Below are 20,095 nucleotides of genomic sequence, written 5' to 3' on the forward strand. Positions count from 1 at the left end.
TCGCTACTGCCGGGGAAAGTTTGCTGCGCCGTGGCGCGTCAAGTCTTGTTAGACAGCGTAAACCGGAAAATAGTTCCGCTGTCGCCGGAAGCCCCGCCTCTCGATGCCGCTCTATAGACGCGTTCAACGCATCGAAGTATCCATTATAACCAACCTGCCTTGCGGAACCTCCAATACAGCAGGATGTCGACGACGAGCATCACGGAGATGCAGGCCGGATAGCCGTAATTCCAGTCGAGTTCGGGGATGCGGTGGAAGTTCATCCCGTAGATGCCGGCGATCATCGTCGGCACGGCGAACAGCGCGGCGAACGAGCCGAGCCGCTTCGTCACCTCGCTTTCCGCGAGCGAAATCAGGCCGAGGTTCACCTGGATCGCGGTGACGATCATTTCGCGCCGTCCCTCGATGGTCTTGACGATGCGTAGCAAGTGATCGTACACATCGCGGAAATATTCCTGCATGCCTGCGCATACGCCGGGCGGCCGGCCGCCATACAGTTTGCTGACGGCTTCGAGCAGCGGCGCCGTATGATGCTGCAACAAGACGAGCCGACGCTTGAGCGAGTAGAGGTCTTCAATGATCTCGCGCGATGCCGCCGAGCCATTGCGCGCGAAGATGCGTTCTTCGACTTCGTCGAGCTCAGCGGCGAGCGTTTCGAGTACGGGAAAATACCGGTCCACGACATTATCCAGCAGCGCGTACATCACGAACGCCGGGCCGTGCTTGAGCAGATGCGGCTCACGTTCGCAGCGCTTGCGCACTTCCTGAAAGCCTTGCGTAGTCCGATTACGTACTGAAAGCACGTAATTCCTGCCGACGAACACATTGATCTCGCCGACGAGCAATTCGCCTTCCTCGTCGAATTCGACGGTGTGAAAAACGGCGAAAAGCGAGTCGGCGTATTCCTCGATCTTCGGCCGCTGATGGCCGTTCTGCGCGTCTTCCACCGCAAGTTCGTGCAAGCCGAACTGATGCATCATGTGCGCGAGTTCGCCGGGGCCGGGCTCCTTCAACGCAACCCAGATGAAGCAGTCGGGCAAATCGCGATATGCGTTGATATCGTCGATGGAAACGTCGGCGAGCTTGCGGCCGTTCTGGTAAGCCGCGCAATTAACCAGCATGGATGGATGCCCCGGATGCAGTGGAGGAAGGTCCGCGCACTATCGCGCCGCCTTGCCGTTCCAGCTCCATTGGCGGCGGCTTGTTGCGCGTGACCCTTCGTCGGCATCTTAGCGGATTTGGGCGTGTTTGCCCGGCGTAAAAGACCGGGCGGGCTCAATCGGCGGTGATGTCGGAGATCGCGTCGTGGCGCATGGGCGCCGCTTCGCGCTTGGTCAGCTTGCCTTCGACCGACGCGCCCACGTCCATGCGCAATTGCTGATAGTAGATGTTCCCGTTCACGTGCGCGTTCGACTGAAGCTCGACAAAGTGCTCGACCGTCACATCGCCCGTGATGGTGCCGTTGATCACGATATCGTAGGCGGTGACGTTGCCGGTGATCGCGCCCTGGTCGCTCACGACGAGCAGCGTCTGTTCGCCGGCGCGGCCGGTCACGTTGCCGGTGATGTGGCCGTCCATGCGCAGGCCGTCGCTGAATTCGAGATCGCCCTTGAGATGGACGTCGTGCGCGATGAGCGTCGCGAGCTTCGCTTGCTGTATGCCGGGGGCATTTTTCTTCTTGCTGAACATGGCTTGAGCCTTCCGTTGCGTCGTTTCGTTGAAAAGCGGAGATGCGTGTCGGTGATCAGTCGGACTTGTCGCGCTGACGCTTGAAGAACGCGAGATCCGTGCGCAGCTTGATCAGTTCGGCCTCGGTGCTCTCGGCCTGCTTTTGCAGGGTCGCGCGCGTCGAGGCTTCGTGGTCGAGCGCGAGGCGCGCGGCCGTGAGTTCGTCGCGCAGTTCCTGCTCTGAGAGCGGCGGCGCGCAGATCGCGTCGACCTGCCGGCTGTGCTCGCGTGAGCTCATCAGCGCGAAGCCGGCGGCCGCGATCGCCGAAATCGCGCAGGCAGCCGCGATCCCGCCGAGCAGCAGCACCGGGCCGCGTTTCGGCGTAAGTGAGTAGGTGCGCCGCGCGAGTTGATGCGTGGTGCGGTTGCGGTCAACTTTGCGCATTGGGCTTCAGCCTGAAGAGCGCCAGATACGGCTTGGGATTGATCTGCGCGCCATCGACGATCACCTCGAAATGCAGGTGCGGACCCGTCGAGCGCCCGGTCGAGCCGACTTCGCCGATCTTCTGTCCCGGCGTCACGACGTCGCCGACACGTACGAAAATCTTCGACGTATGCCCGTAGCGCGTGACGATGCCGTCGCTGTGACGAATGTCGATCGCGTTGCCGTAGCCGCCGTGCGGACCCGACTGGATCACACGCCCGCCCGCCGTCGCAACGATCGTGGTGCCGGTCGGTGCGACGAGGTCGATGCCGGGGTGAAAGCTCGCGTGCCGCGTAAACGGATCGACGCGATTGCCGTACGGCGAACCCGAGCGCGCGCCCGGCGCCGGATCGCGGCCGGGATACGACATATACGACGCGTAGTGCAGCAGCACGTCGTCTTCGAGTTGGGAGAGCGTGTCGTTCAGGCAATCGATGACGCTTTGCGTGCGCTTGAGCCGCTGCGGCGCCGAGCCGTCTTTCTTCACGCGATCCGCGTCGCAGACATGCGGCGGCAGCAGGGGGCCGCCGGCGCCGTCGAGCGGTTCACTTTCCTCGCTGTCGGGCAGCGGCGGCACGACGTGGACGTCGGGGCCGTCGGCGGATTTGCGCGTCGCCTTCAGACGATCCTCGAAGCCGCGCAGCTCGCTCACCTGCGCGCTCAGTTGCGCCACGCGCGGCTCGATCTGCGTGAGCGTCGCGCTGACCTTGCCGAGCTCGTCGAGCTGGTACGAACGGCGGGCGGCTTGCGCCTGCTCGTCGGCGGCGTGGCTCGTGCCGAGCGTCGAGCCGATCGCCACGCCGAGCGCGAGCGCCGCGACGATCATCGCGATCACGGCGACGACCGCGATCACCCGCACCGTACGTGCCTCGACGAAACGGATACGCTGGCTCGAAACCGAACGGCGCGACCAGATGACGAAGGCCATCAGCGCCTCCTTCCTTCGCAGGCGAGCGAGGCAAGGCGGGGGCGCGCGCACAACGCGTTCGGCATGCAGAGAATAAGTGTCACGTCGATGATGAAATGCCCGCATTGTTTCGCGGTCAGATATGAGTGAGGCGGCGATTATGCAACGTCTCGTGCGCGGCTCATCTCAATTTATAAGGATTGCAATGCAAGCTTCCAGAAGGATGTTGCGTTGCGCGTGATGCGTACAGATGTCCACCGGGCAGCGGTGATCGGTCGAAGGGGTGAAATCCTTGTTTAATAGGGCGTTGCGACGCATTGCCGGTGGTCGCGGGCGCAGCGTTGACAAATGGTATCTCGAAAAACACACTGCATGACCCAGTGGCGCTTCAGAAAATTCGGAAACCCCACGATTGACTTGATTTCGCAAAACGAAACGATTTGGCTGCGAATTCACCTTCGATATTTCAACTCTTGCAGCACCTCTCAACGTCTCGAGGAAACATGCACAAACAGGCCATTCGCGTCATCGTCGGCGCGCTGATTTCGATTTCTCCCGCCATCCTGTCCATCGCCCATGCTGCGCCTACGGGTTCAGCCGCGAGCGCAACCGTTCAGCCGAATGCGATCGAAGGGATCAGCGTCGCGGAGGCGGTCGGCACGATCCAGTCCGTGAACCGCGAATCGCGCGAAGTCACGATCGCCGGCAAGCAGGGCGGCACGGCGACGTTCACGGTCGGGCCGGAAGCGAAGAATTTCGCGCAATTGAATGTCGGCGACGAAGTGCGCGTGCGCATGACGCGCGATGTCGTCGTCGCGGTGACGAAGGGCGGCGGGCTGCGCAGCGCTGTCGAGACGGAAGCCGCCGCCCGCGCGCCGGCCGGTGCGAAGCCGGGCGCGGTGGCCGCGCAGCAGGTGAAGATCGTCGCGGACATCGTGAAGGTCGACGACAAGGGCGGCGTCGTGCAACTGAAGGGGCCGCAAGGCAATCTGCTCGACGTGCAGGTTCAGGATCGCGCGAAGCTTGCCAAGGTGAAGGCCGGCGACCAGGTCACGCTTCTCTACACGGAGTCCGTGTCCGTTGCCGTGATGCCGGCGCGCTGATCGGCCGAAGCGGGGCGCCCGCGCTTCAGGGCGTCCCGGTTTCTACCCACTGCATCACGTCGCCGTCGCCCATCAGGAACGCGCGATTTCCCTCCGCCGCCGAGCGCAAGTAGTCCCACACCGTCGTGATGCGCTTCAACTTGCGCAAATCCTCGCGGCACGACAGATAAAAAGCACGCGTCACCACGATCTCGTCCGGCAGCACCGGCACGAGCCGCTTGTCCTGTGCGCCCATGAAGCATGGCAGGATCGCAAGCGCTCGCCCCTGCAGCGCGGCGAAATACTGCGCGATCACACTCGTGCTGCGCCAGCGCGACTGCGCGCCCGGCACCGCGCGCTCCAGATACAGCAACTCGTAGCTGAACGCGAGATCGTCGATGTAGCTCGCGAAATGGTGGCCGCGCAGGTCGTCGGCGGAGGCGATCGGCGCGTGGCGCGCGAGGTAATCGGCCGTCGCGTATAGCTTCAGCCGGTAGTCGCAGAGCTTCGTGTACACGTACTGGCCCTGTTCCGGCCGCTCGAGCGTGACCGCGATGTCCGCCTCGCGCTTCGACAAGCTCACGAAATGCGGCACAGGCAGCAAATCGATTGTGATGTTCGGATGCGTATCCTGAAAACGCGCGAGCTGCGGCGCGAGAAAAAAGCAGCCGAACCCTTCCGTCGAACCGACGCGCACATGCCCCGATAAAGCGTGCCCCGTATTCGCGATCTGCTCGGTCGCCGATTGCACCGTGGTTTCGATCGCGTCGACGTAGCCGAGCAGGCGCTGGCCCTCGGCGGTCAGCACGAAACCGCCGCTGCGTGACTTGTCGAAGAGAAGCGTTCCGAGGGCATCCTCCAGCGCCCGCACGCGCCGCGCGACCGTCGTGTAATCGACACCCAGACGCTTCGCCGCGCCGCTCGCACGCTGCGTCCGCGCGACTTCGAGGAAATAGCGCAGGTCGTCCCAGTTCAATTTCGTCAGGTCGAGGTTGATATTTTTTTGCATGTCAGTCGGGTATTTTTATCGATACTTGATGGACTTTTGCATAACTATACTAAAAGGTATCGACCCGCTGCCCGACCGGCGGGCACACAAAACGGAGACGACATGCCTTTTCCCATCGACGCGCACAAGCCGCGTCCGAGCCTTTTCGTCCTCTCCCCCGATCCCGTCCCAAGGAGCCATCCGTGAACAACGCTGCTGACCATCCGGCGCAAGCCGCGCAAGGCGTGCGCACCGCCAAACTGCTGATCGACGGCGAGTTCGTCGAATCGAAATCGGCCGAAGGGCGCGATATCGTCAATCCGGCGACGCAGGAAGTGATCGGCCGCGTGCCGTTTGCGACGATCGAGGAGGTGAACGCGGCCGTCGCCGCCGCGCACAAGGCGTTCCAGACGTGGCGCACGACGCCGCTCGGCGTGCGCATGCGCCTGATGCTCAAGTTTCAGGATCTCGTGCGGCAGAACATGAAGCGCGTCGCGGCGACGCTCACCGCCGAGCAAGGAAAAACGTTGCCCGATGCCGAAGGCGACATTTTCCGCGGCCTCGAAGTCGTGGAGCACGCGTGCTCGATCAGCACGCTGCAGCAGGGCGAGTTCGCGGAAAACGTCGCGGGCGGCGTGGATACGTACACGCTGCGCCAGCCGATCGGCGTCTGCGCGGGCATCACGCCGTTCAACTTCCCCGCGATGATCCCGCTCTGGATGTTCCCGATGGCGATCGTCTGCGGCAACACGTTCGTGCTGAAGCCGTCGGAGCAGGACCCGCTCTCGACGATGGAACTCGTCGAACTCGCCGTGCAGGCCGGCATTCCGGCGGGCGTGCTGAACGTGGTGCACGGTGGCAAGGAAGTGGTCGACGCGATCTGCACGCATCCCGACATCAAGGCGATTTCGTTCGTCGGCTCGACGCACGTCGGCACGCACGTGTACAACCTGGGCAGCCAGCACGGCAAGCGCGTGCAGTCGATGATGGGCGCGAAGAATCACGCCGTCGTCCTGCCCGATGCCAACAAGGAGCAGACGCTCAACGCGCTCGCCGGCGCGGGTTTTGGCGCGGCGGGGCAGCGCTGCATGGCGACGTCGGTGGTGGTGCTCGTCGGGGCGTCGAAGGACTGGCTGCCGGAACTCGTCGCGCGCGCGCGCGGATTAACGGTCAACGGCGGCACGGAGCCGAACACGGACGTCGGGCCGGTCGTCTCGCGCGCGGCGAAGGAGCGGATTCTGGGGCTGATCGAAAAGGGCGTCGATGAAGGCGCGACGCTCTCGCTCGATGGTCGCGGTGTGAAGGTGGAAGGCTACGAGAAAGGCAATTTCATCGGGCCGACGATTTTTTCCGGTGTCACGACCGAGATGACGATCTACAAGCAGGAGATCTTCGGGCCGGTGATTTGCGTGCTCGAAGCGGCTTCGCTGGATGACGCCATCGCGCTCGTCAATCGCAATCCGATGGGTAACGGCGTCGGCCTGTTCACGCAAAGCGGGGCGGCAGCGCGCAAGTTCCAGAGCGAAATCGACATCGGCCAGGTGGGGATAAATATTCCGATTCCGGTGCCGGTGCCGTCGTTCAGCTTTACGGGTTCGCGCGGATCGAAGCTTGGCGATCTGGGGCCGTATGGAAAGCAGGTCGTGCAGTTCTATACGCAGACAAAAACCGTGACCGCGCGCTGGTTCGACGACGCGACGGTGAACGACGGGGTCAACACGACGATTTCACTGCGTTGATGCAGTTACGTTGCATCTGGCGAGAGCAAGACGCTGTCGACAAAGGAGACAGGCGATGCAAATCGGTTTCATAGGACTCGGGCACATGGGCGGTCCGATGGCGGCGAACCTGCTGAAAGCGGGCCATGCGCTGACGGTCTTCGACCTGTCGGAAGGCGCGCTCGACGAAGCGAGAAAAGCCGGCGCAACGCTCGCCGCCTCGCCGTGTGCGGTGGCCCAGGCGAGCGATGTCGTCATCACGATGCTGCCAGCGGCCGCGCACGTCAAAGCCGTTTATCTGAACGAAGACGATGGTGTCCTGGCAGGCGTACGCCCCGGCGTGCCGCTGATCGACAGCAGCACGATCGATCCGGCAACCGCTCGCATGATCGGCGAGGCAGCGCGAGCGCGCGGCAATCCATTCGCTGATGCGCCGGTGTCGGGCGGCGTCGTCGGCGCGCAGGCGGGGACGCTCACGTTCATGGTCGGCGCCGACGAAGCGCTCTTCGAAACGCTGCGCCCCGTCTTCTCAGGCATGGGTAAAAACATGGTGCGCTGCGGCGAAACGGGCACTGGACAGATCGCGAAAATCTGCAACAACCTGCTGCTCGCGATTTCGATGATCGGCGTCGCCGAGGCCATGAAACTTGGCGAATCGCTGGGCATCGATCCGGGAAAACTCGCGAGCATCGTCAACACATCGACAGGGCGCTGCTGGAGCTCGGAGACGTGTAATCCCTATCCCGATATCGTGCCGACTGCGCCTGCATCACGCGGCTACACGGGCGGTTTCGGCGCTGACCTGATGCTCAAGGACCTGGGCCTCGCCGTTGATGCAGCGCGTCAGGCAAAACAACCGGTTTTCATGGGCGCGCTCGCGCAACAGCTTTATCAGTCGATGAGCCAGCAGGGCCTGGGCGGTCTCGATTTTTCGGGCATTATCAAGCTGTACGGCAAGGGCTAGAAACCGCTCTCAGGCACGCACGTACGTGCCTGAATTTGCAAGGAAATAACTGCTTTACTAAGCTGCACTGCACAACGCCGACCGCAATCGCACGGCTGTCATGGGCATCGGGATTACGATGATTCGCTTTCCCAAAAAATGTCCTATTCTGCAAGCACGACGTTCTGCTCCCGTGAAAACGAAGTAGCTGCTTAACGCTTCGAATCAACGGACGAAACGCTCGATGCACGTAGAACTTCGGCATGTTGCCGACTTGGACAAAGGAGCACGCGATGCAAGTAACCCGTCACCTGAACATGGAATTGCGGCACGCCACGATGCCTACGTACGTGGCCAGCTATTTGTTCCCGTTGCTGCTTTTGGCGTATGAAGCGTGGCGCGTGGGGTCGTGGGTGGCCGTGAACGGCTTCAACTTCATGAACTTCAAGTCGATGGGCTACGAGTTCGCGTTGATGGTCGCCGTTTTCGCCATGCAAGTGATCGTCGAAATCGCGTTTCTCGCTGCTGCTGGATTGACCAAGCATCATGATTTTGGCCATCGGATGGCGAACCTGCTGCTCGGATTGTTCTGCTCGCTCGTCGTGCTCGGATTCGACCTTGCGCTGCAATATGCGATCTAAGAAGCGCTGATTTTTTTGCGCGGTAAGAGAAAGCCGGTTGCTCCCGCAACCGGCTTTGTTTTTTCAGCAGCCGGCGGCGGTCGGCAACGCGGGCGGAGTCTGCGCGCGTTCTTCGTAGCATTTCCGGTTCGCATCCTTCAGCGCCGTGCGCACGCCTTCTTCCACGACAGGGTGATAGAACGGCAGCTTGAGCATGTCCTCGACAGTAAGTTCAAGCTGCAGCGCCCACGCGAGTAAATGGCCCAGATGTTCGACCACGGGACCGCATGCCTGCGCGCCCCGCAGCTTGCCCGTCTTCGCGTCGGCGTAGACGTGCAGCAGGCCGTGATTCTGCCGCATTACGCGGCTGCGCCCCTGCGTTTCGAACGACGCCGATCCTGTCACCGTCATCTGTTTGTCCAGGTCGTCGTAGGACGCGCCGACGATCGCCACCTGCGGCTCGCTGAACACGATCGCAAACGGCACTTTGCGCTTCACGTGCTGTACGTCGGGAAAATGCGCGGCGTTGTCGCCGGCTAGTTTGCCTTCGTCGGCGGCGTCCGATAGCCACGGGCGCGTGCCGTCGCAATCGCCCGCGATGAAAATGCTGCTGTCGCCGCATTGCATGGACGTTTCGTCGAAGAGCGGCACGCCCTTGTCGTTCAATGCGATGCCGGTGTTTTCGAGACGTAGCGGCTTCAGATCAGGCGCGCGGCCCGTCGCGACGAGCACCGTGTCGAACTGCTCGGTGCGTGTGGCGCCGTCGAACGACTTGAAGCGGATCGTCGGCACGCCGTCCTGCATCGACATCGCTTCGATTCTGGCGTCCGGATCGAAATAGAATTCGTCGCGCAGAGTCGCCGTGAGCGCGTCGCGCACCAGCGTATCCGAGAGCGCAGCCACGCGTCCGCCCTTGCCGAACATGAATACTTCGACGCCGAGCCGTGCGAACGCCTGTCCGAGTTCCAGCGCGATCGGGCCGCCGCCGAACACGGCGGCGCGCTTCGGCAAGGTCTTCAGTTCGAAGACGTCGTCGCTCGTGAGCAGGCAATCGCCGAAGACGTCGAAGCCATCGGGGACGGCTGGCCGCGCGCCCGTCGCGATCACGACGCTGGTCGCCTCGATCCTCTGCGTCTCATCGATCGATAAAACATGATGCCCCGCCGCCGATTTCTCGAAGCGCGCGCGTCCGCGGATCACGCAATCCGCGGGAAACGAATCCGTTTCTTCGATGATGCCCTTCACGAAATGATCGCGTTCGCGGCGGACGTAATCGAGTACTTGCGCGCCGTTCGCTTCGAGCGCGTGCGTGCCTTCGATCCCGCGCGGCGCGAGCGCTTGCGCGTCGTGCAAACCGTTGGCGGCGGCGAGCAGCAGTTTCGACGGCATGCAGCCGACGCGCGCGCAAGTCGTCCCGAACTCGCCGGCTTCGATCAGCACAGCCCGCTTGCCTGCCGCACGCGCCGCGCGAAATGCGGACATCCCGGCCGTCCCCGCGCCGATCACGGCGACGTCTACTCGTTCTTTTTTCATAAGTCCTTTCCAGACGTTCGATTCAAGGCGTTCACGACCACGGCGCATGCCGGCCTTCCAGACTGCGATCGAGCTGGAACGCCGAGCTGATCAGCGCGAGATGCGTGAGCGCCTGCGGAAAATTGCCGAGCGACGCGCCATCGACGGCGACTTCTTCCGAGTAAAGCCCCACATGGTTCGAATAGGCAAGCATCTTTTCGAAGACGAGCCGGCCTTCATCGACGCGCCCCGCGCGCGCCAGCGCCTCCGCGTACCAGAACGAACAGGCGCTGAAGCCGCCTTCCTCGCCGTCGAGGCCGTCGAGCGCGCCGCCGCGCGTGTAGCGGAAGATCAGCGGATCGACGCGCAAGTCGCGGCCGATCGCATCGAGCGTCGAGAGCCAGCGCGCGTCTTTCGGGCCGATGAAGCGCACGAGCGGCATCATCAGGACGGACGCGTCGAGGATCTTCGAGCCGGGCGTCTGCACAAAACTTTCCAGCTCGCCGTTCCAGAAATTCTCATGGATGTCGCGATGAATGCGGTCGCGCACGTCGAACCATTCCGCGAACGGCGCCGGCAGCGAGCGCTTTTGTGCGAGCCGCAGCGCGCGATCGAGCGCGACCCAGCACATCAGGCGCGAATGCAGCAGCGGCCGCGCGCCGTTGCGGAATTCCCAGATGCCGTGGTCCGGCTCCTCCCAGTGCGCGGCGACGTAATCGATGGTGCGCGTGACGTGCTGCCAGCCGTCGTGCGAGATCGCCGCGCCGTACTTGTTGTAGAGGTAGACGGCGTCCATCAGCGCGCCGTAAACGTCGAGCTGCATCTGGTCGCGCGCCGCGTTGCCGATGAGCGGTGGCTCGATGCCACTTCCGTGCAACTCGCCGGCGACGGTTTCTTCCGGCGGCGGCTCGCCATCCACTGCGTACATCACGCGCAGCGAGCCGTCCGAGTCGCAGCGCTTGTTGCGCTCGGCGATCCAGTGCATGAATTGCTGCGCCTCGCCCGTGTAGCCGAGCCGCAGCAGCGCGTAGACGGAGAACGCGGCGTCGCGAATCCACGTGTAGCGGTAGTCCCAGCGGCGCCCGCCTTGCGGCGTCTCGGGCAGTCCGAACGTCGGCGCCGCGACGATCGCGCCGTGCTCGCGCGAGCTAAGGAGTTTCAGCAAGAGCGCCGAGCGCATCACGACTTCGCGATAGCGCCCCCGATACGTCGATTGCGTAGCCCAAGCGCGCCAGTACGCGACGGTTTCGTCGAGCGACGCGTCGCAGGGTTGGGTGCGTTCGAGCGGTTCCGACGCGCCGCCGAGCACGAAGCACGCGGTTTCGTCTTCGTCGAGGTCGAAGCGGGCGATGGCGTCCTTGTTGCCGTCAATCGAAACGTCGACGGTGGCGCAGAGGGTCAGGGCTTCGGACTCGGCCGGTTCGAAGCGCACCGCACGCTCGCTGGCTTGCACGACTTCGTGTTCCGAGCGCGCGTAATCGAAGCGCGGCGCGCAGCGCATCGTCATCGAGACGCGGCCGAATATCGCCCGCACTATCCGCACGACGCAATTCGGCGCATCGTCGCCGGAGCGCGTGAGCGGCATGAAATCGATCACTTCGCACACCGCATCCGGCGACATGAAACGCGTCACGAGCACGTTCGTTTCGGGCAGATACATTTGCTTGACGCGCGGGGCGTCGATCACGGGCGCGATCTGGAAGTGCCCGCCGCGCTGCGCATCGAGCAGCGCGCCGAAGATCGTCGGCGAATCGACGCGCGGATAGCACATGAAATTGAGCGCGCCGTCGGTGGCGACGAGCGCCGTCGTGCGCATGTTGCCGATCACGCCGTGCTCTTCGATAGGCGTGCTGCACGGAACGCGCTTCGTCTGTGTTTGTGTCTGCGTTTGTTCAGCCATTGCCGGCGAACCCCGGATAGAGCGTCATGCCGCCATCGACGAAAAGCGTCGTGCCGACGACGTAATCGCTTTCGTCCGAGGCGAGCCAGACGGCCGCGCGCCCGATGTCGTCCACTTCGCCGATCCGGCCGTAGGGCACCAGCTTCAGAAGTTTCTGAAGCGCGTCTTCGCTGTCCCACGCCTCCTTGTTGATCGGCGTGCGAATGGCGCCGGGCGCGATCGAATTCACGCGAATGCGCTGCGGCGCGACCTCCTGTGCGAGCGATTTCATCATCATCTGGATGCCGCCTTTCGACGCCGCATAGTTCACGTGTCCCGCCCACGGGATGATCTCGTGCACGGAACTCATGCAGATGATCTTGCCGAGCGCCTTCGAGACCGGGCGCGGGCCGCGCCGCAAAAATTCGCGCACGGCGCGCTGGGCGGTCAGGAACTGGCCAGCGAGGTTGACGTTCATCACGGTGTGCCAGTCGTCGAGTGTCATGTCGGCGAACGGCGCGTCCTTCTGCAGCCCCGAGTTCGCGACGACGATGTCGATCGTGCCGAAGCGCTGTGTGACGGCGTCGAACATGGCGTCGATTTCGGATTCGTTGGCGACGTTGGCGCCGATGGCGAATGCATGGCCACCGCATTGTTCGATATCGGCGGCGAGCTTGTCGGCGGGCGCGCCGTGCGAGTGATAGTTGATCGCGACGCTCGCGCCGGCGTCGGCAAGCGCCTGCGCGACGCCGAAACCGATGCCGGAACTCGCGCCGGTGACGAGGGCGATCTGGCCTTCGAGGGGTTTGTGCATGGTGTTCCTTGGCGTTTTCTTGAGTCAGGCGGGCGTTTTGATGCGGGAGCAAGGGGCGCGCCTGAAGGCTTTGTATTGGCTTCGGCGCAAGTCGAGATTTTCTGCAGAAAATGCTTGGCGATGAGCAATCATTGTTCGTGCAACACATTGCTACACATAAGTTTTGTCGGATTTTGATAGGATGGTGACCTCTATTGAAAAACGCATACGAAAACGTCATGAACCTTGAAGACCGCATCGTCCGATCGATCAGCCTGCGCAAGGGAACCGTCGTGCTGCGCTCGGAACTCGCCCCGCTCGGCAGCGCCGCGCAGATTACGCGCGTGCTCGCGCAATTGCTGGAGAAGGGAAAGCTTGTGCGCGTGAGCAAAGGCGTGTTTGCGAAGACGCGTGTCAACAAGTTCACCGGGACGTTGACGGTGGCGGGGTCGCTCGAAAACATCGCGTCGGAGACCTTCAGGAAGCTCGGTATCCCGGTGCGGCCCGGCCGCCTGATACGCGAATACAACGAGCGCAAGACGACGCAGATCCCGGTGGAACTTGTCGCCGACACGGGCAAACGGCGCATCAGCCGGAAAATTGAAGTCGCAGGACTGATGGTGAAATATGAGAACGATCGCACGCGAACAGCACAATGACATCGAAGACGCTCGCGCTGGGAAACTGCTCGGACATTTGCGGCCCGCGATCCTGGAGAAGGACATCCACGTTACCGACGCGCTTGCCGCGCTGGCCAGCATTCGCGTAAGTCACACGGCGTATCGGAAGGATCGGCGGTCGCAGCGTGACACGCGGCCGGCTGAAGTGACCGTCGAGACGCGGATGATTTTTGCGGGCGGCACTTGTCTCGCAAAGGCGCACGGGTTGATCGAGCGAATGTCGGAGGACATCGACATCAAGGTGGTGCTGGATGAAGTGCCTGAGGGCTATGCGCTCGCGGGCGGGCGCGGTGACAGGAGCCGCCTGGGCGAACTGCAGGCTCAAGTCTGCGAACGGCTGAAGGGTTTGGGTTTTACGCTCATTGAAGGTGAGGACGAAGACAATCCGCGCTCACGCGACAATCGCCGCTATTTCCTCCTGCATCTTGCCTTTCGGGCGGAATTCGGCGGAAGCGAATTTGCCCTGCGCCCCGAACTCAAAATCGAACTGATTCACCGCCCGCCGATGCTGCCCATCGAGCCGCGCGAGATGGGTTATCTGCTGGACCATCTGGTTGGCCGCGCGTCAGCCGAACCGTTTTCGATGCCATGCATTTCCGTCGCGGAGACGCTCGGCGAGAAAATCCTGTCGTTGCTCCGGCGTTGCGCGTGGCACTGGGACGGCCGCCAACGCGGCAGTTTCGATGCTGCCCTCGTCCGCCACATCTACGACACATGGCGCATCTGCGCGATCAGCCCGGATTCAGTGGACGAGGCGAGCATCGTTTTCGAAGCGCTGGTGATGAAAGATGTCGCGGAATTTGGCGCCCAGCATGAGGAATTCGCCGACGAACCGTTCGACACCCTCCGCCGCGCCCTTCATCGCACCGCGACTGAACCCACGCTGCGCCATCATTTCGACGAGCGCCTCATCCCGCTGGTGTTCGCGGCGGAGCGCCCCGTCTACGACAACTGCCTGGCGAGCTTCACCACCGCGGCGCATCGCATGCTCAGGCCTCAGTCGAAGGCACGGTCCAGGCCCAGGTCCACCCCTAGGCCAAGGCCACGCCGCGCCATGTCGTTGCCGGCGACGCGAATCGCGGGAAACCGGTCGGTCGGATGCGCGATTTCATCCTGCGAAGCCACGATCTCCAGTTCGTAGCGTCCCGCCTCGTAAGTCGCCTTGACCACGGCATTCACCGCCGCGAGCGTGTGCTCGAGCGCGTCGCGCAGCGAATCGCCGAGAAGCGTGCGCGCGACGAACACCGCGCTCGTCAAATCGCCGACGCCTACCGGCTGTCGCGCGAACGGATACAGCGGCCGCTGCGCGAACCACGCCTCGGTCGCGCTGACTACAAGCATGTTGAACGTATCGGCGCGGCTGTTCCGGTCGATCAGATGCTTCACCAGAATAAAGCGCGGCCCGCGCCCGATCACCTCGCGGCACGCGTCGACGGCGTCTTCCACCGTTTCGATCGTCCGGCCGGAAAGCTTCTCCAGTTCGATATGGTTGGGCATCATCGCGTCGGCGACTTCCGGCATCGTCGTGACGAGGAAGTCCTGAATGGCCGGCTCGACGGTGCAACCACCCGTCGCGCCCATGACCGGGTCGCAGAAGAAGATCGCGCGCGGATTCACGGATTTCACCGTTCGCACGATCTCGACCACCGCGCGGCCTTGCTCGGTCGAGCCGAGATAGCCCGAGAGCACCGCGTTGCAGCGCGCGAGCATGCCAATCGCGCCGATTCCGTCGATCACGTTCTGTAATTCGTCGGCATCGAAGACGCTGCCGGTCCAGCGGCCGTATTGCGTGTGATTCGAGAACTGGACGGTATTGAGCGGCCAGACGTTGACGCCGAGCCGACGCATCGGGAACACCGCCGCGCTATTGCCGGCGTGTCCAAAAACCACATGCGACTGAATACTGAGGACGTTGTTCATGATCTCTTCCGGGATGCGGACGGCGCCCTTTGAAACGGGATGCTCGGTTCGTCGAAACAACACGCGCGCCGCAAACGATAAACGAGAGCGGCGATTTGCATGTTTAGCTAAAGAACGCCGGAGCACTGAAGCCCGAAAGGACCGCCCGGCGCATGAGTCCTATTGTGCCGCGCCTTGGCGCGCTGCGGCATTGCCACTTGGTTATTAATTGCAAACTCGTGCAAACGCGCGAGGTTTTACGGTCCAGTGCGCCCGCGCGGTGCGCAAATGGTAGCGCCGATGCAACAAACGGCATGGCGATTGCTGATTGTCTTCGCTAAACAGCGGCTTATTTCTCCGACCCGAACGATTATTCGCCACTCGAAAAAAACGGGTAATGCCGGCACACTATTTCGCTTGCGAGCCCGATAATGCTTTTCACGCGCAAAGCCGCGCATTCACTTTCATACTACCTATGCGCTAAAGAAATACAGGAAACAGATCCACGAAGAAAGCGGGGCGATCAGAAGACGGACAGACATCAATAACCGCAAGTCAAATCAGGAGGCTGGAATGGAGACGCTGGCAAAGAATCGCACCGATTTGCAGAAGTCCACGCTCGCAATCGTACTGGCGGGCGGGCGCGGGACACGGCTCGGACCGCTCACCGACAAGCGCGTCAAACCTGCCGTTCACTTCGGCGGGAAATACCGGATCATCGATTTCGCGCTGTCCAACTGTCTGAACTCCGGCATCCGGCGCATCGCCGTCGTTACGCAGTACAAGGCGCATTCGCTGCTGCGCCATCTGCAGCGCGGCTGGGGCTTCCTGCGCGGCGAGTTCAACGAGTTCATCGATATCTGGCCGGCGCAGCAGCGCGTCGATTCGAGCTGGTATCGCGGCACCGCCGACGCCGTGTTCCAGAACCTCGACATCATCCGGTCGATCGCGCCGGAGTTTATCGTCGTGCTGGCGGGCGACCATATCTACAAGATGGACTACACGCGCATGGTGCTGGATCACGTCGAAAGCGGCGCGGACTGCACGGTCGGCTGTATCGAGGTGCCGCGCATGGAGGCGGTCGCATTCGGCGTGATGCACGTCGATGAAGACCGCCGCGTCACGGCCTTCCTCGAAAAGCCCGCCGACCCGCCGCCGATGCCCGGCAAGCCGGACATCGCGCTCGCGAGCATGGGCATCTACGTTTTCAACGCAAAGTACTTGTTCCAGTTGCTGGAGGAGAACATCGCGGCGTCGAACACGGATCACGACTTCGGCAAGGACATTATCCCGCGCGTCGTGACGACCGGCCGCGCGATCGCGCATCCGTTCGGCATGTCGTGCGTGACCTCCGATAGCGACCCGAACGCGCCGGCCTACTGGCGCGACGTCGGCACGGTCGACGCGTACTGGGCCGCGAACCTCGACCTCGCCTCGACGATTCCCGAACTCGACCTCTACGACCGCAAATGGCCGATCTGGACCAACCAGGAGCAGCTTCCGCCCGCGAAGTTCGTGCGCGACCTGAAAGGCGAGCAGGGCGAGATCACGAACCTGCTCGTTTGCGGCGGCTGCGTGATTTCGGGTTCGCACGTGTCGAAGTCGGTGTTGTCGTCGGCGGTGCGGGTGCATTCGTTCTGTCACATCGACGAGGCAGTATTGTTGCCGCAAGTGACCGTCGGACCGAACTGCCGCCTGACGCGCGTCGTGATCGACCGGGGTTGCACCGTGCCGGAGGGGCTCGTGATCGGCGAGGACGCCGAGGAAGACGCCCGGCGCTTTTTCCGCACCGAGACGGGCATTACGCTCGTTACGCAGGAGGCGCTGCGACGGCTCACATAACGGCGCGGCGGATTTGCGCCGCCCCCGACCAATAAAAGCAATCGACTGGAGAGCCGATGACCGTTTGCGTGCTGCATGTCGCAGCTGAGATGTATCCGCTGTTGAAAACCGGCGGACTCGCCGATGTCGTGGGCGCGCTGCCGCCCGCGCAATCGCAACTGGGCTCCGACGCGCGCGTGATCCTGCCGGGTTTTCCGGCAGTGCTCGCGGGATTGACCGGCATCGAGCCGGTCGCCGTGCTCGGCCACGCCTTCGGCGCGGGCGAAGTCCGGCTGGAGCGTGGTCTTCTGGAGCCGCACGGCGTCGTGGTGTACGTCGTCCGGGCCGATTCGTTCTATGACCGTCCGGGCAACCCGTATCTGGACGCGTCGCATCATCCGTACGGCGACAACGACCGCCGCTTCGCGCTGCTCGCGTGGGCGGCGGCGCGCGTCGCGACGGGCGCCGATCCCGACTGGCATCCCCACATTCTCCACGCGCACGACTGGCACGCGGGCCTGGCGCCGGCGTATCTGCGCGCGTTCGAGCGTTCCAGCGGCACGCCGCGCATCCCGTCGGTGATGACGGTGCATAACCTGGCATACCAGGGCGTCTTCCCGGCGGAGCAATTCGGCGTTCTGCAACTCCCGCCCGATTTCCTGGCGGTCGATGGTGTCGAGTTCTACGGCCACCTGTCGTTCCTGAAGGCGGGGCTCTATTTCGCTGAACGCATCACGACGGTGAGTCCCACCTACGCGCGCGAAATCCAGACGCAGCAACACGGCGCGGGCCTTCACGGCCTGCTCCAGACGCGTTCGCACGACATCAGCGGCATTTTGAACGGTGTCGATTATTCGATCTGGAATCCGTCGACGGATACGACGATCGACACCCGCTACACGCCCGCCAAGCCCACCGGCAAGCTGAAATGCAAGGCGGCGCTGCAGGAGCGCCTGGGGCTTGAACGCAACGACGACGCGCTGCTTTTCGGCGTCGTGAGCCGTCTGACGGAGCAAAAGGGGCTGGATCTGCTGCTGTCGGCGATTCCGGACATCGTTCAGCGCGGCGGGCAGCTTGCCGTGCTCGGCACCGGCGACCTGGCGCTCGAAAACGGCATGAAGAACGCGGCGGCGGCGCATCCGGGCGCGGTGGCGGTGGAACTGGGATTCGACGAGACGCTGTCGCATTCGATCATCGCGGGCTGCGACATCGTGATGGTGCCGTCGCGCTTCGAGCCGTGCGGCCTCACGCAGTTGTATGCGCTCGCTTACGGGTCGCTGCCGCTCGTGCATCGCGTGGGCGGGCTCGCTGATACGGTCGTGGATTCGTCGCTGGAAAATCTCGCCGACGATCTCGCGACGGGTTTTGTCTTCGACGCGTTCGAGCGGCCGGGCATCGTCGCGGCGATCCGACGGGCGTTCGCGCTCAAGGCACGCCGTACCGAGTGGAAAACGGTGATGCGCCGCGCAATGACGAAGAACTTCGGCTGGGAAGCGGCAGCGCAGGATTATGCGGAGATTTATCGGGGGCTGAGGCCGTCGGATCAGCCTTGAGCGAAGCCGAAGCGCCATGAAAGCCGGCGCGTCGCGGTCAGCAGGCGCTGCGCGAGCGCGCCGGCGGGATCGCTGTCGAACCCGCCCGACGAGCCGATCACCGCGATGACCAGACACACGCTCCCCGTGTGGTCGAAGACCGGCGCCGCCAGCGTGTGGATGCCGGGGACGGGCGCGTCCAGCGCGGTATCGAAGCCTTCATGCTTTATCGAGGCGAGGCGCGTCTCGTAGGCGTCGTCTGGCGGACTGGCCCGGCCCGCGAGCCGGATGCCATCCTGCTGCAACAGCGGCGCGAGCACGTCGCGCGCGAGATGCGCCGCGAACACCCGCCCGATCGCCGTATTCACGAGCGACATTACCGTGCCGATCCGCAAGCTCACATGCTGCGGTCGCGCCGATTCCTCCAATCGCACGACGGTCGGCCCGAGCGGCCCGAGCGCCGCCGCCGCGACGCTCATGCCGGTGTCGGCGGCGAGGGCGGCGATTTCCGGCTCGGCGTCGCGGATCGGCGAAAGGCGCTGAAGCGCGATCAAGCCGAGTTCCAGGCTCAACGGCCCCGCTTCGAACAGGCCGGCGTCGTCGCGGGTCAGGAGGCCGATCTTGACCAGACTCACCAGATGCGGGAACGCCTTCGCGGCGGGCATCCCGGCGGCCGCCGCGAGATCGCGCAGGGACAGCGGCCGCCCCGCGCCCACGAGCGCGAGCAGCAGGTCGCCGGTGTTGTCGAGCGCGCTGATGCCGCGCTGGGCTTTGGTGTCGTCGGTGGAAGGCGTCATAAGAGTGCGGCGATGTCGCGCGCCGTCGCGAGGAGCGCTTGCGCGACCGGGCCGTCCCACCCGACATCGATCGAACCTGATGGGCCGATCACTGTCAGTGCGAGTTGCATGCGCTGCGACGCATCGACGACGGGCACGCTCAGGCTGCTGATGCCGGGGCTCGGCGAATCGACGCTGCGCTCGATACCGCGTGCGCGGATTTCCTCAATGCGCTCGTCGGGAAGCAGCGCGTCTCGCTGATTCACGAGCATCGCGGCGACTTGCGCGGAATCGTGGAACGCGCGGAAGACGCGGCCGGTGGCCGTCGCTGAGAGCGACATCACCGTGCCGACGTGCAGATTCACATGCAGCGGATACCCGCCGCGCTCGTAGCGCACGATGGTTGGCCCCTGCGGTCCGCCGACGCACACCGCTACGCTGAACCCGGTCGATTCCGCGAGCGCCGCGACGTGCGGCACGGCCACGCGATACGCGCTCTGTTGTTCGAGGTGCAGCAAACCGAGCCGCAGCGACAACGGACCGGGCTCGTAATTGCCGGTAAGCGCGTCGCGCTTGACGAGCCCGAGCCGCGTCAGGCTGACAAGATAGGTATGTGCCTGCGCAGTCGGCAATTGCGCGGCATCGGCGAGGACGCTCAACGCGAGCGGCGCGCGATGGCGCGCGAGCGCATCAAGCAGCCGCCCGCCGACCTCGACGCTCTGAATACCGCGCTGTTTCTTCTCCGGCGCGACGTTTATGGATGGTTCGCCCAAGCAAATCCCGGTTGGCAAGA

General features: G+C 63.5%; 16 protein-coding genes and 2 pseudogenes. 8 read left to right on the top strand and 10 right to left on the bottom strand.

Annotated elements, in window-relative coordinates:
- Positions 1–143 precede the first annotated feature (143 nt).
- From corA to AWB65_RS10435, 4 genes are all read right to left on the bottom strand, one after another.
- The gene (gene corA, locus AWB65_RS10420) at positions 144–1,121 is read right to left on the bottom strand and encodes a magnesium/cobalt transporter CorA (RefSeq protein ID WP_087667078.1); all 978 of its coding nucleotides are present in this window, start codon (positions 1,119–1,121) and stop codon (positions 144–146) included.
- A gap of 154 nt (positions 1,122–1,275) precedes the next feature.
- Positions 1,276–1,689: a bactofilin family protein gene (locus tag AWB65_RS10425; protein ID WP_087667079.1), complete on the bottom strand. Its 414-nt coding sequence runs from the start codon at positions 1,687–1,689 to the stop codon at positions 1,276–1,278.
- A gap of 55 nt (positions 1,690–1,744) precedes the next feature.
- Positions 1,745–2,113 carry a hypothetical protein gene (locus AWB65_RS10430; protein ID WP_087667080.1) on the bottom strand — a complete coding sequence of 123 codons (369 nt, stop codon included), beginning with the start codon at positions 2,111–2,113 and terminating at the stop codon, positions 1,745–1,747.
- Complete coding sequence (locus AWB65_RS10435) at positions 2,100–3,080, bottom strand: M23 family metallopeptidase (protein WP_087667081.1); 981 nt, start codon at positions 3,078–3,080, stop codon at positions 2,100–2,102. The genes AWB65_RS10430 and AWB65_RS10435 overlap by 14 nt, the downstream gene beginning before the upstream one ends.
- Positions 3,081–3,562: 482 nt before the next feature.
- Here AWB65_RS10435 and AWB65_RS10440 point away from each other — a divergent pair, with 482 nt between their 5' ends.
- Positions 3,563–4,162 (top strand): hypothetical protein, encoded by a 600-nt coding sequence (locus AWB65_RS10440; protein WP_087667082.1) that lies wholly within the window; start codon positions 3,563–3,565, stop codon positions 4,160–4,162.
- A gap of 25 nt (positions 4,163–4,187) precedes the next feature.
- Here the strand turns inward: AWB65_RS10440 and AWB65_RS10445 are convergent, their stop codons facing one another.
- Complete coding sequence (locus AWB65_RS10445; RefSeq protein WP_087667083.1) at positions 4,188–5,150, bottom strand: LysR family transcriptional regulator; 963 nt, start codon at positions 5,148–5,150, stop codon at positions 4,188–4,190.
- 182 nt (positions 5,151–5,332) lie between these two features.
- Between AWB65_RS10445 and AWB65_RS10450 the strand changes: the two genes are divergently transcribed.
- From AWB65_RS10450 to AWB65_RS10460, 3 genes are all read left to right on the top strand, one after another.
- On the top strand, positions 5,333–6,868 hold the full coding sequence (locus AWB65_RS10450) for a CoA-acylating methylmalonate-semialdehyde dehydrogenase (RefSeq protein WP_087667084.1): 1,536 nt from the start codon (positions 5,333–5,335) through the stop codon (positions 6,866–6,868).
- Between the two features lie 55 nt (positions 6,869–6,923).
- Entirely contained in the window at positions 6,924–7,811 is an 888-nt protein-coding gene (mmsB, locus tag AWB65_RS10455) for a 3-hydroxyisobutyrate dehydrogenase (protein WP_087667085.1), read from the top strand.
- 272 nt (positions 7,812–8,083) lie between these two features.
- Positions 8,084–8,431, top strand: coding sequence for a hypothetical protein (locus AWB65_RS10460; RefSeq protein ID WP_087657078.1), 348 nt, complete (start codon positions 8,084–8,086; stop codon positions 8,429–8,431).
- Positions 8,432–8,494: 63 nt separating this feature from the next.
- Here AWB65_RS10460 and AWB65_RS10465 read toward each other — a convergent pair whose 3' ends face one another.
- Genes AWB65_RS10465 through AWB65_RS10475 form a run of 3 tightly spaced genes read right to left on the bottom strand, consistent with a single transcriptional unit; the run spans position 8,495 to position 12,615 of the window.
- A complete protein-coding gene (locus AWB65_RS10465) occupies positions 8,495–9,943 on the bottom strand; it encodes a dihydrolipoyl dehydrogenase (RefSeq protein WP_087667086.1) in 1,449 nt (482 codons plus the stop codon).
- Between the two features lie 31 nt (positions 9,944–9,974).
- Positions 9,975–11,822 (bottom strand): glycoside hydrolase family 15 protein, encoded by a 1,848-nt coding sequence (locus AWB65_RS10470; protein WP_235007574.1) that lies wholly within the window; start codon positions 11,820–11,822, stop codon positions 9,975–9,977.
- Positions 11,815–12,615, bottom strand: a complete 801-nt coding sequence (locus tag AWB65_RS10475) for an SDR family oxidoreductase (protein ID WP_087667087.1) — start codon at positions 12,613–12,615, stop codon at positions 11,815–11,817. The genes AWB65_RS10470 and AWB65_RS10475 overlap by 8 nt, the downstream gene beginning before the upstream one ends.
- Positions 12,616–12,833: 218 nt before the next feature.
- On the opposite strand from AWB65_RS10475, the gene AWB65_RS10480 reads away from it, so the two are divergent.
- Together AWB65_RS10480 and AWB65_RS36895 are read left to right on the top strand one after the other, a co-directional pair.
- Positions 12,834–13,253: a DUF6088 family protein gene (locus AWB65_RS10480; protein WP_087667144.1), complete on the top strand. Its 420-nt coding sequence runs from the start codon at positions 12,834–12,836 to the stop codon at positions 13,251–13,253.
- Positions 13,222–14,220: pseudogene (locus AWB65_RS36895) on the top strand (nucleotidyl transferase AbiEii/AbiGii toxin family protein); the annotation flags it as partial. The gene AWB65_RS10480 and the pseudogene AWB65_RS36895, both read left to right, overlap by 32 nt.
- 50 nt (positions 14,221–14,270) lie before the next feature.
- Here AWB65_RS36895 and pdxY read toward each other — a convergent pair.
- Positions 14,271–15,194, bottom strand: coding sequence for a pyridoxal kinase PdxY (pdxY, locus tag AWB65_RS10490; RefSeq protein WP_087667089.1), 924 nt, complete (start codon positions 15,192–15,194; stop codon positions 14,271–14,273).
- 552 nt (positions 15,195–15,746) lie between these two features.
- On the opposite strand from pdxY, the gene glgC reads away from it, so the two are divergent.
- Positions 15,747–17,015 (top strand): glucose-1-phosphate adenylyltransferase, encoded by a 1,269-nt coding sequence (gene glgC / locus AWB65_RS10495; protein WP_087667090.1) that lies wholly within the window; start codon positions 15,747–15,749, stop codon positions 17,013–17,015.
- A gap of 56 nt (positions 17,016–17,071) precedes the next feature.
- Positions 17,072–18,547: a glycogen synthase GlgA gene (gene glgA, locus AWB65_RS10500; RefSeq protein ID WP_087667091.1), complete on the top strand. Its 1,476-nt coding sequence runs from the start codon at positions 17,072–17,074 to the stop codon at positions 18,545–18,547.
- Here the strand turns inward: glgA and AWB65_RS38015 are convergent.
- Positions 18,538–20,081, bottom strand: a pseudogene (locus tag AWB65_RS38015) (IclR family transcriptional regulator). The gene glgA and the pseudogene AWB65_RS38015 overlap by 10 nt on opposite strands.
- Positions 20,082–20,095: the final 14 nt, after the last annotated feature.

This window comes from Caballeronia humi (genome assembly GCF_001544475.1).
Lineage (GTDB): Bacteria > Pseudomonadota > Gammaproteobacteria > Burkholderiales > Burkholderiaceae > Caballeronia > Caballeronia humi.

Excerpts from the sequence above, each read along its gene's own strand:
- AWB65_RS10480 (WP_087667144.1), top strand. The coding sequence starts at position 12,834 with ATGAACCTTGAAGACCGCATCGTCCGATCGATCAGCCTGCGCAAGGGA.
- AWB65_RS10475 (WP_087667087.1), bottom strand. The coding sequence starts at position 12,615 with ATGCACAAACCCCTCGAAGGCCAGATCGCCCTCGTCACCGGCGCGAGT.
- glgC (WP_087667090.1), top strand. The coding sequence starts at position 15,747 with ATGGAGACGCTGGCAAAGAATCGCACCGATTTGCAGAAGTCCACGCTC.
- AWB65_RS10470 (WP_235007574.1), bottom strand. The coding sequence starts at position 11,822 with ATGGCTGAACAAACGCAGACACAAACACAGACGAAGCGCGTTCCGTGC.
- corA (WP_087667078.1), bottom strand. The coding sequence starts at position 1,121 with ATGCTGGTTAATTGCGCGGCTTACCAGAACGGCCGCAAGCTCGCCGAC.
- AWB65_RS10440 (WP_087667082.1), top strand. The coding sequence starts at position 3,563 with ATGCACAAACAGGCCATTCGCGTCATCGTCGGCGCGCTGATTTCGATT.
- mmsB (WP_087667085.1), top strand. The coding sequence starts at position 6,924 with ATGCAAATCGGTTTCATAGGACTCGGGCACATGGGCGGTCCGATGGCG.
- AWB65_RS10465 (WP_087667086.1), bottom strand. The coding sequence starts at position 9,943 with ATGAAAAAAGAACGAGTAGACGTCGCCGTGATCGGCGCGGGGACGGCC.
- pdxY (WP_087667089.1), bottom strand. The coding sequence starts at position 15,194 with ATGAACAACGTCCTCAGTATTCAGTCGCATGTGGTTTTTGGACACGCC.
- AWB65_RS10460 (WP_087657078.1), top strand. The coding sequence starts at position 8,084 with ATGCAAGTAACCCGTCACCTGAACATGGAATTGCGGCACGCCACGATG.
- AWB65_RS10425 (WP_087667079.1), bottom strand. The coding sequence starts at position 1,689 with ATGTTCAGCAAGAAGAAAAATGCCCCCGGCATACAGCAAGCGAAGCTC.
- AWB65_RS10430 (WP_087667080.1), bottom strand. The coding sequence starts at position 2,113 with ATGCGCAAAGTTGACCGCAACCGCACCACGCATCAACTCGCGCGGCGC.
- AWB65_RS10435 (WP_087667081.1), bottom strand. The coding sequence starts at position 3,080 with ATGGCCTTCGTCATCTGGTCGCGCCGTTCGGTTTCGAGCCAGCGTATC.
- glgA (WP_087667091.1), top strand. The coding sequence starts at position 17,072 with ATGACCGTTTGCGTGCTGCATGTCGCAGCTGAGATGTATCCGCTGTTG.
- AWB65_RS10445 (WP_087667083.1), bottom strand. The coding sequence starts at position 5,150 with ATGCAAAAAAATATCAACCTCGACCTGACGAAATTGAACTGGGACGAC.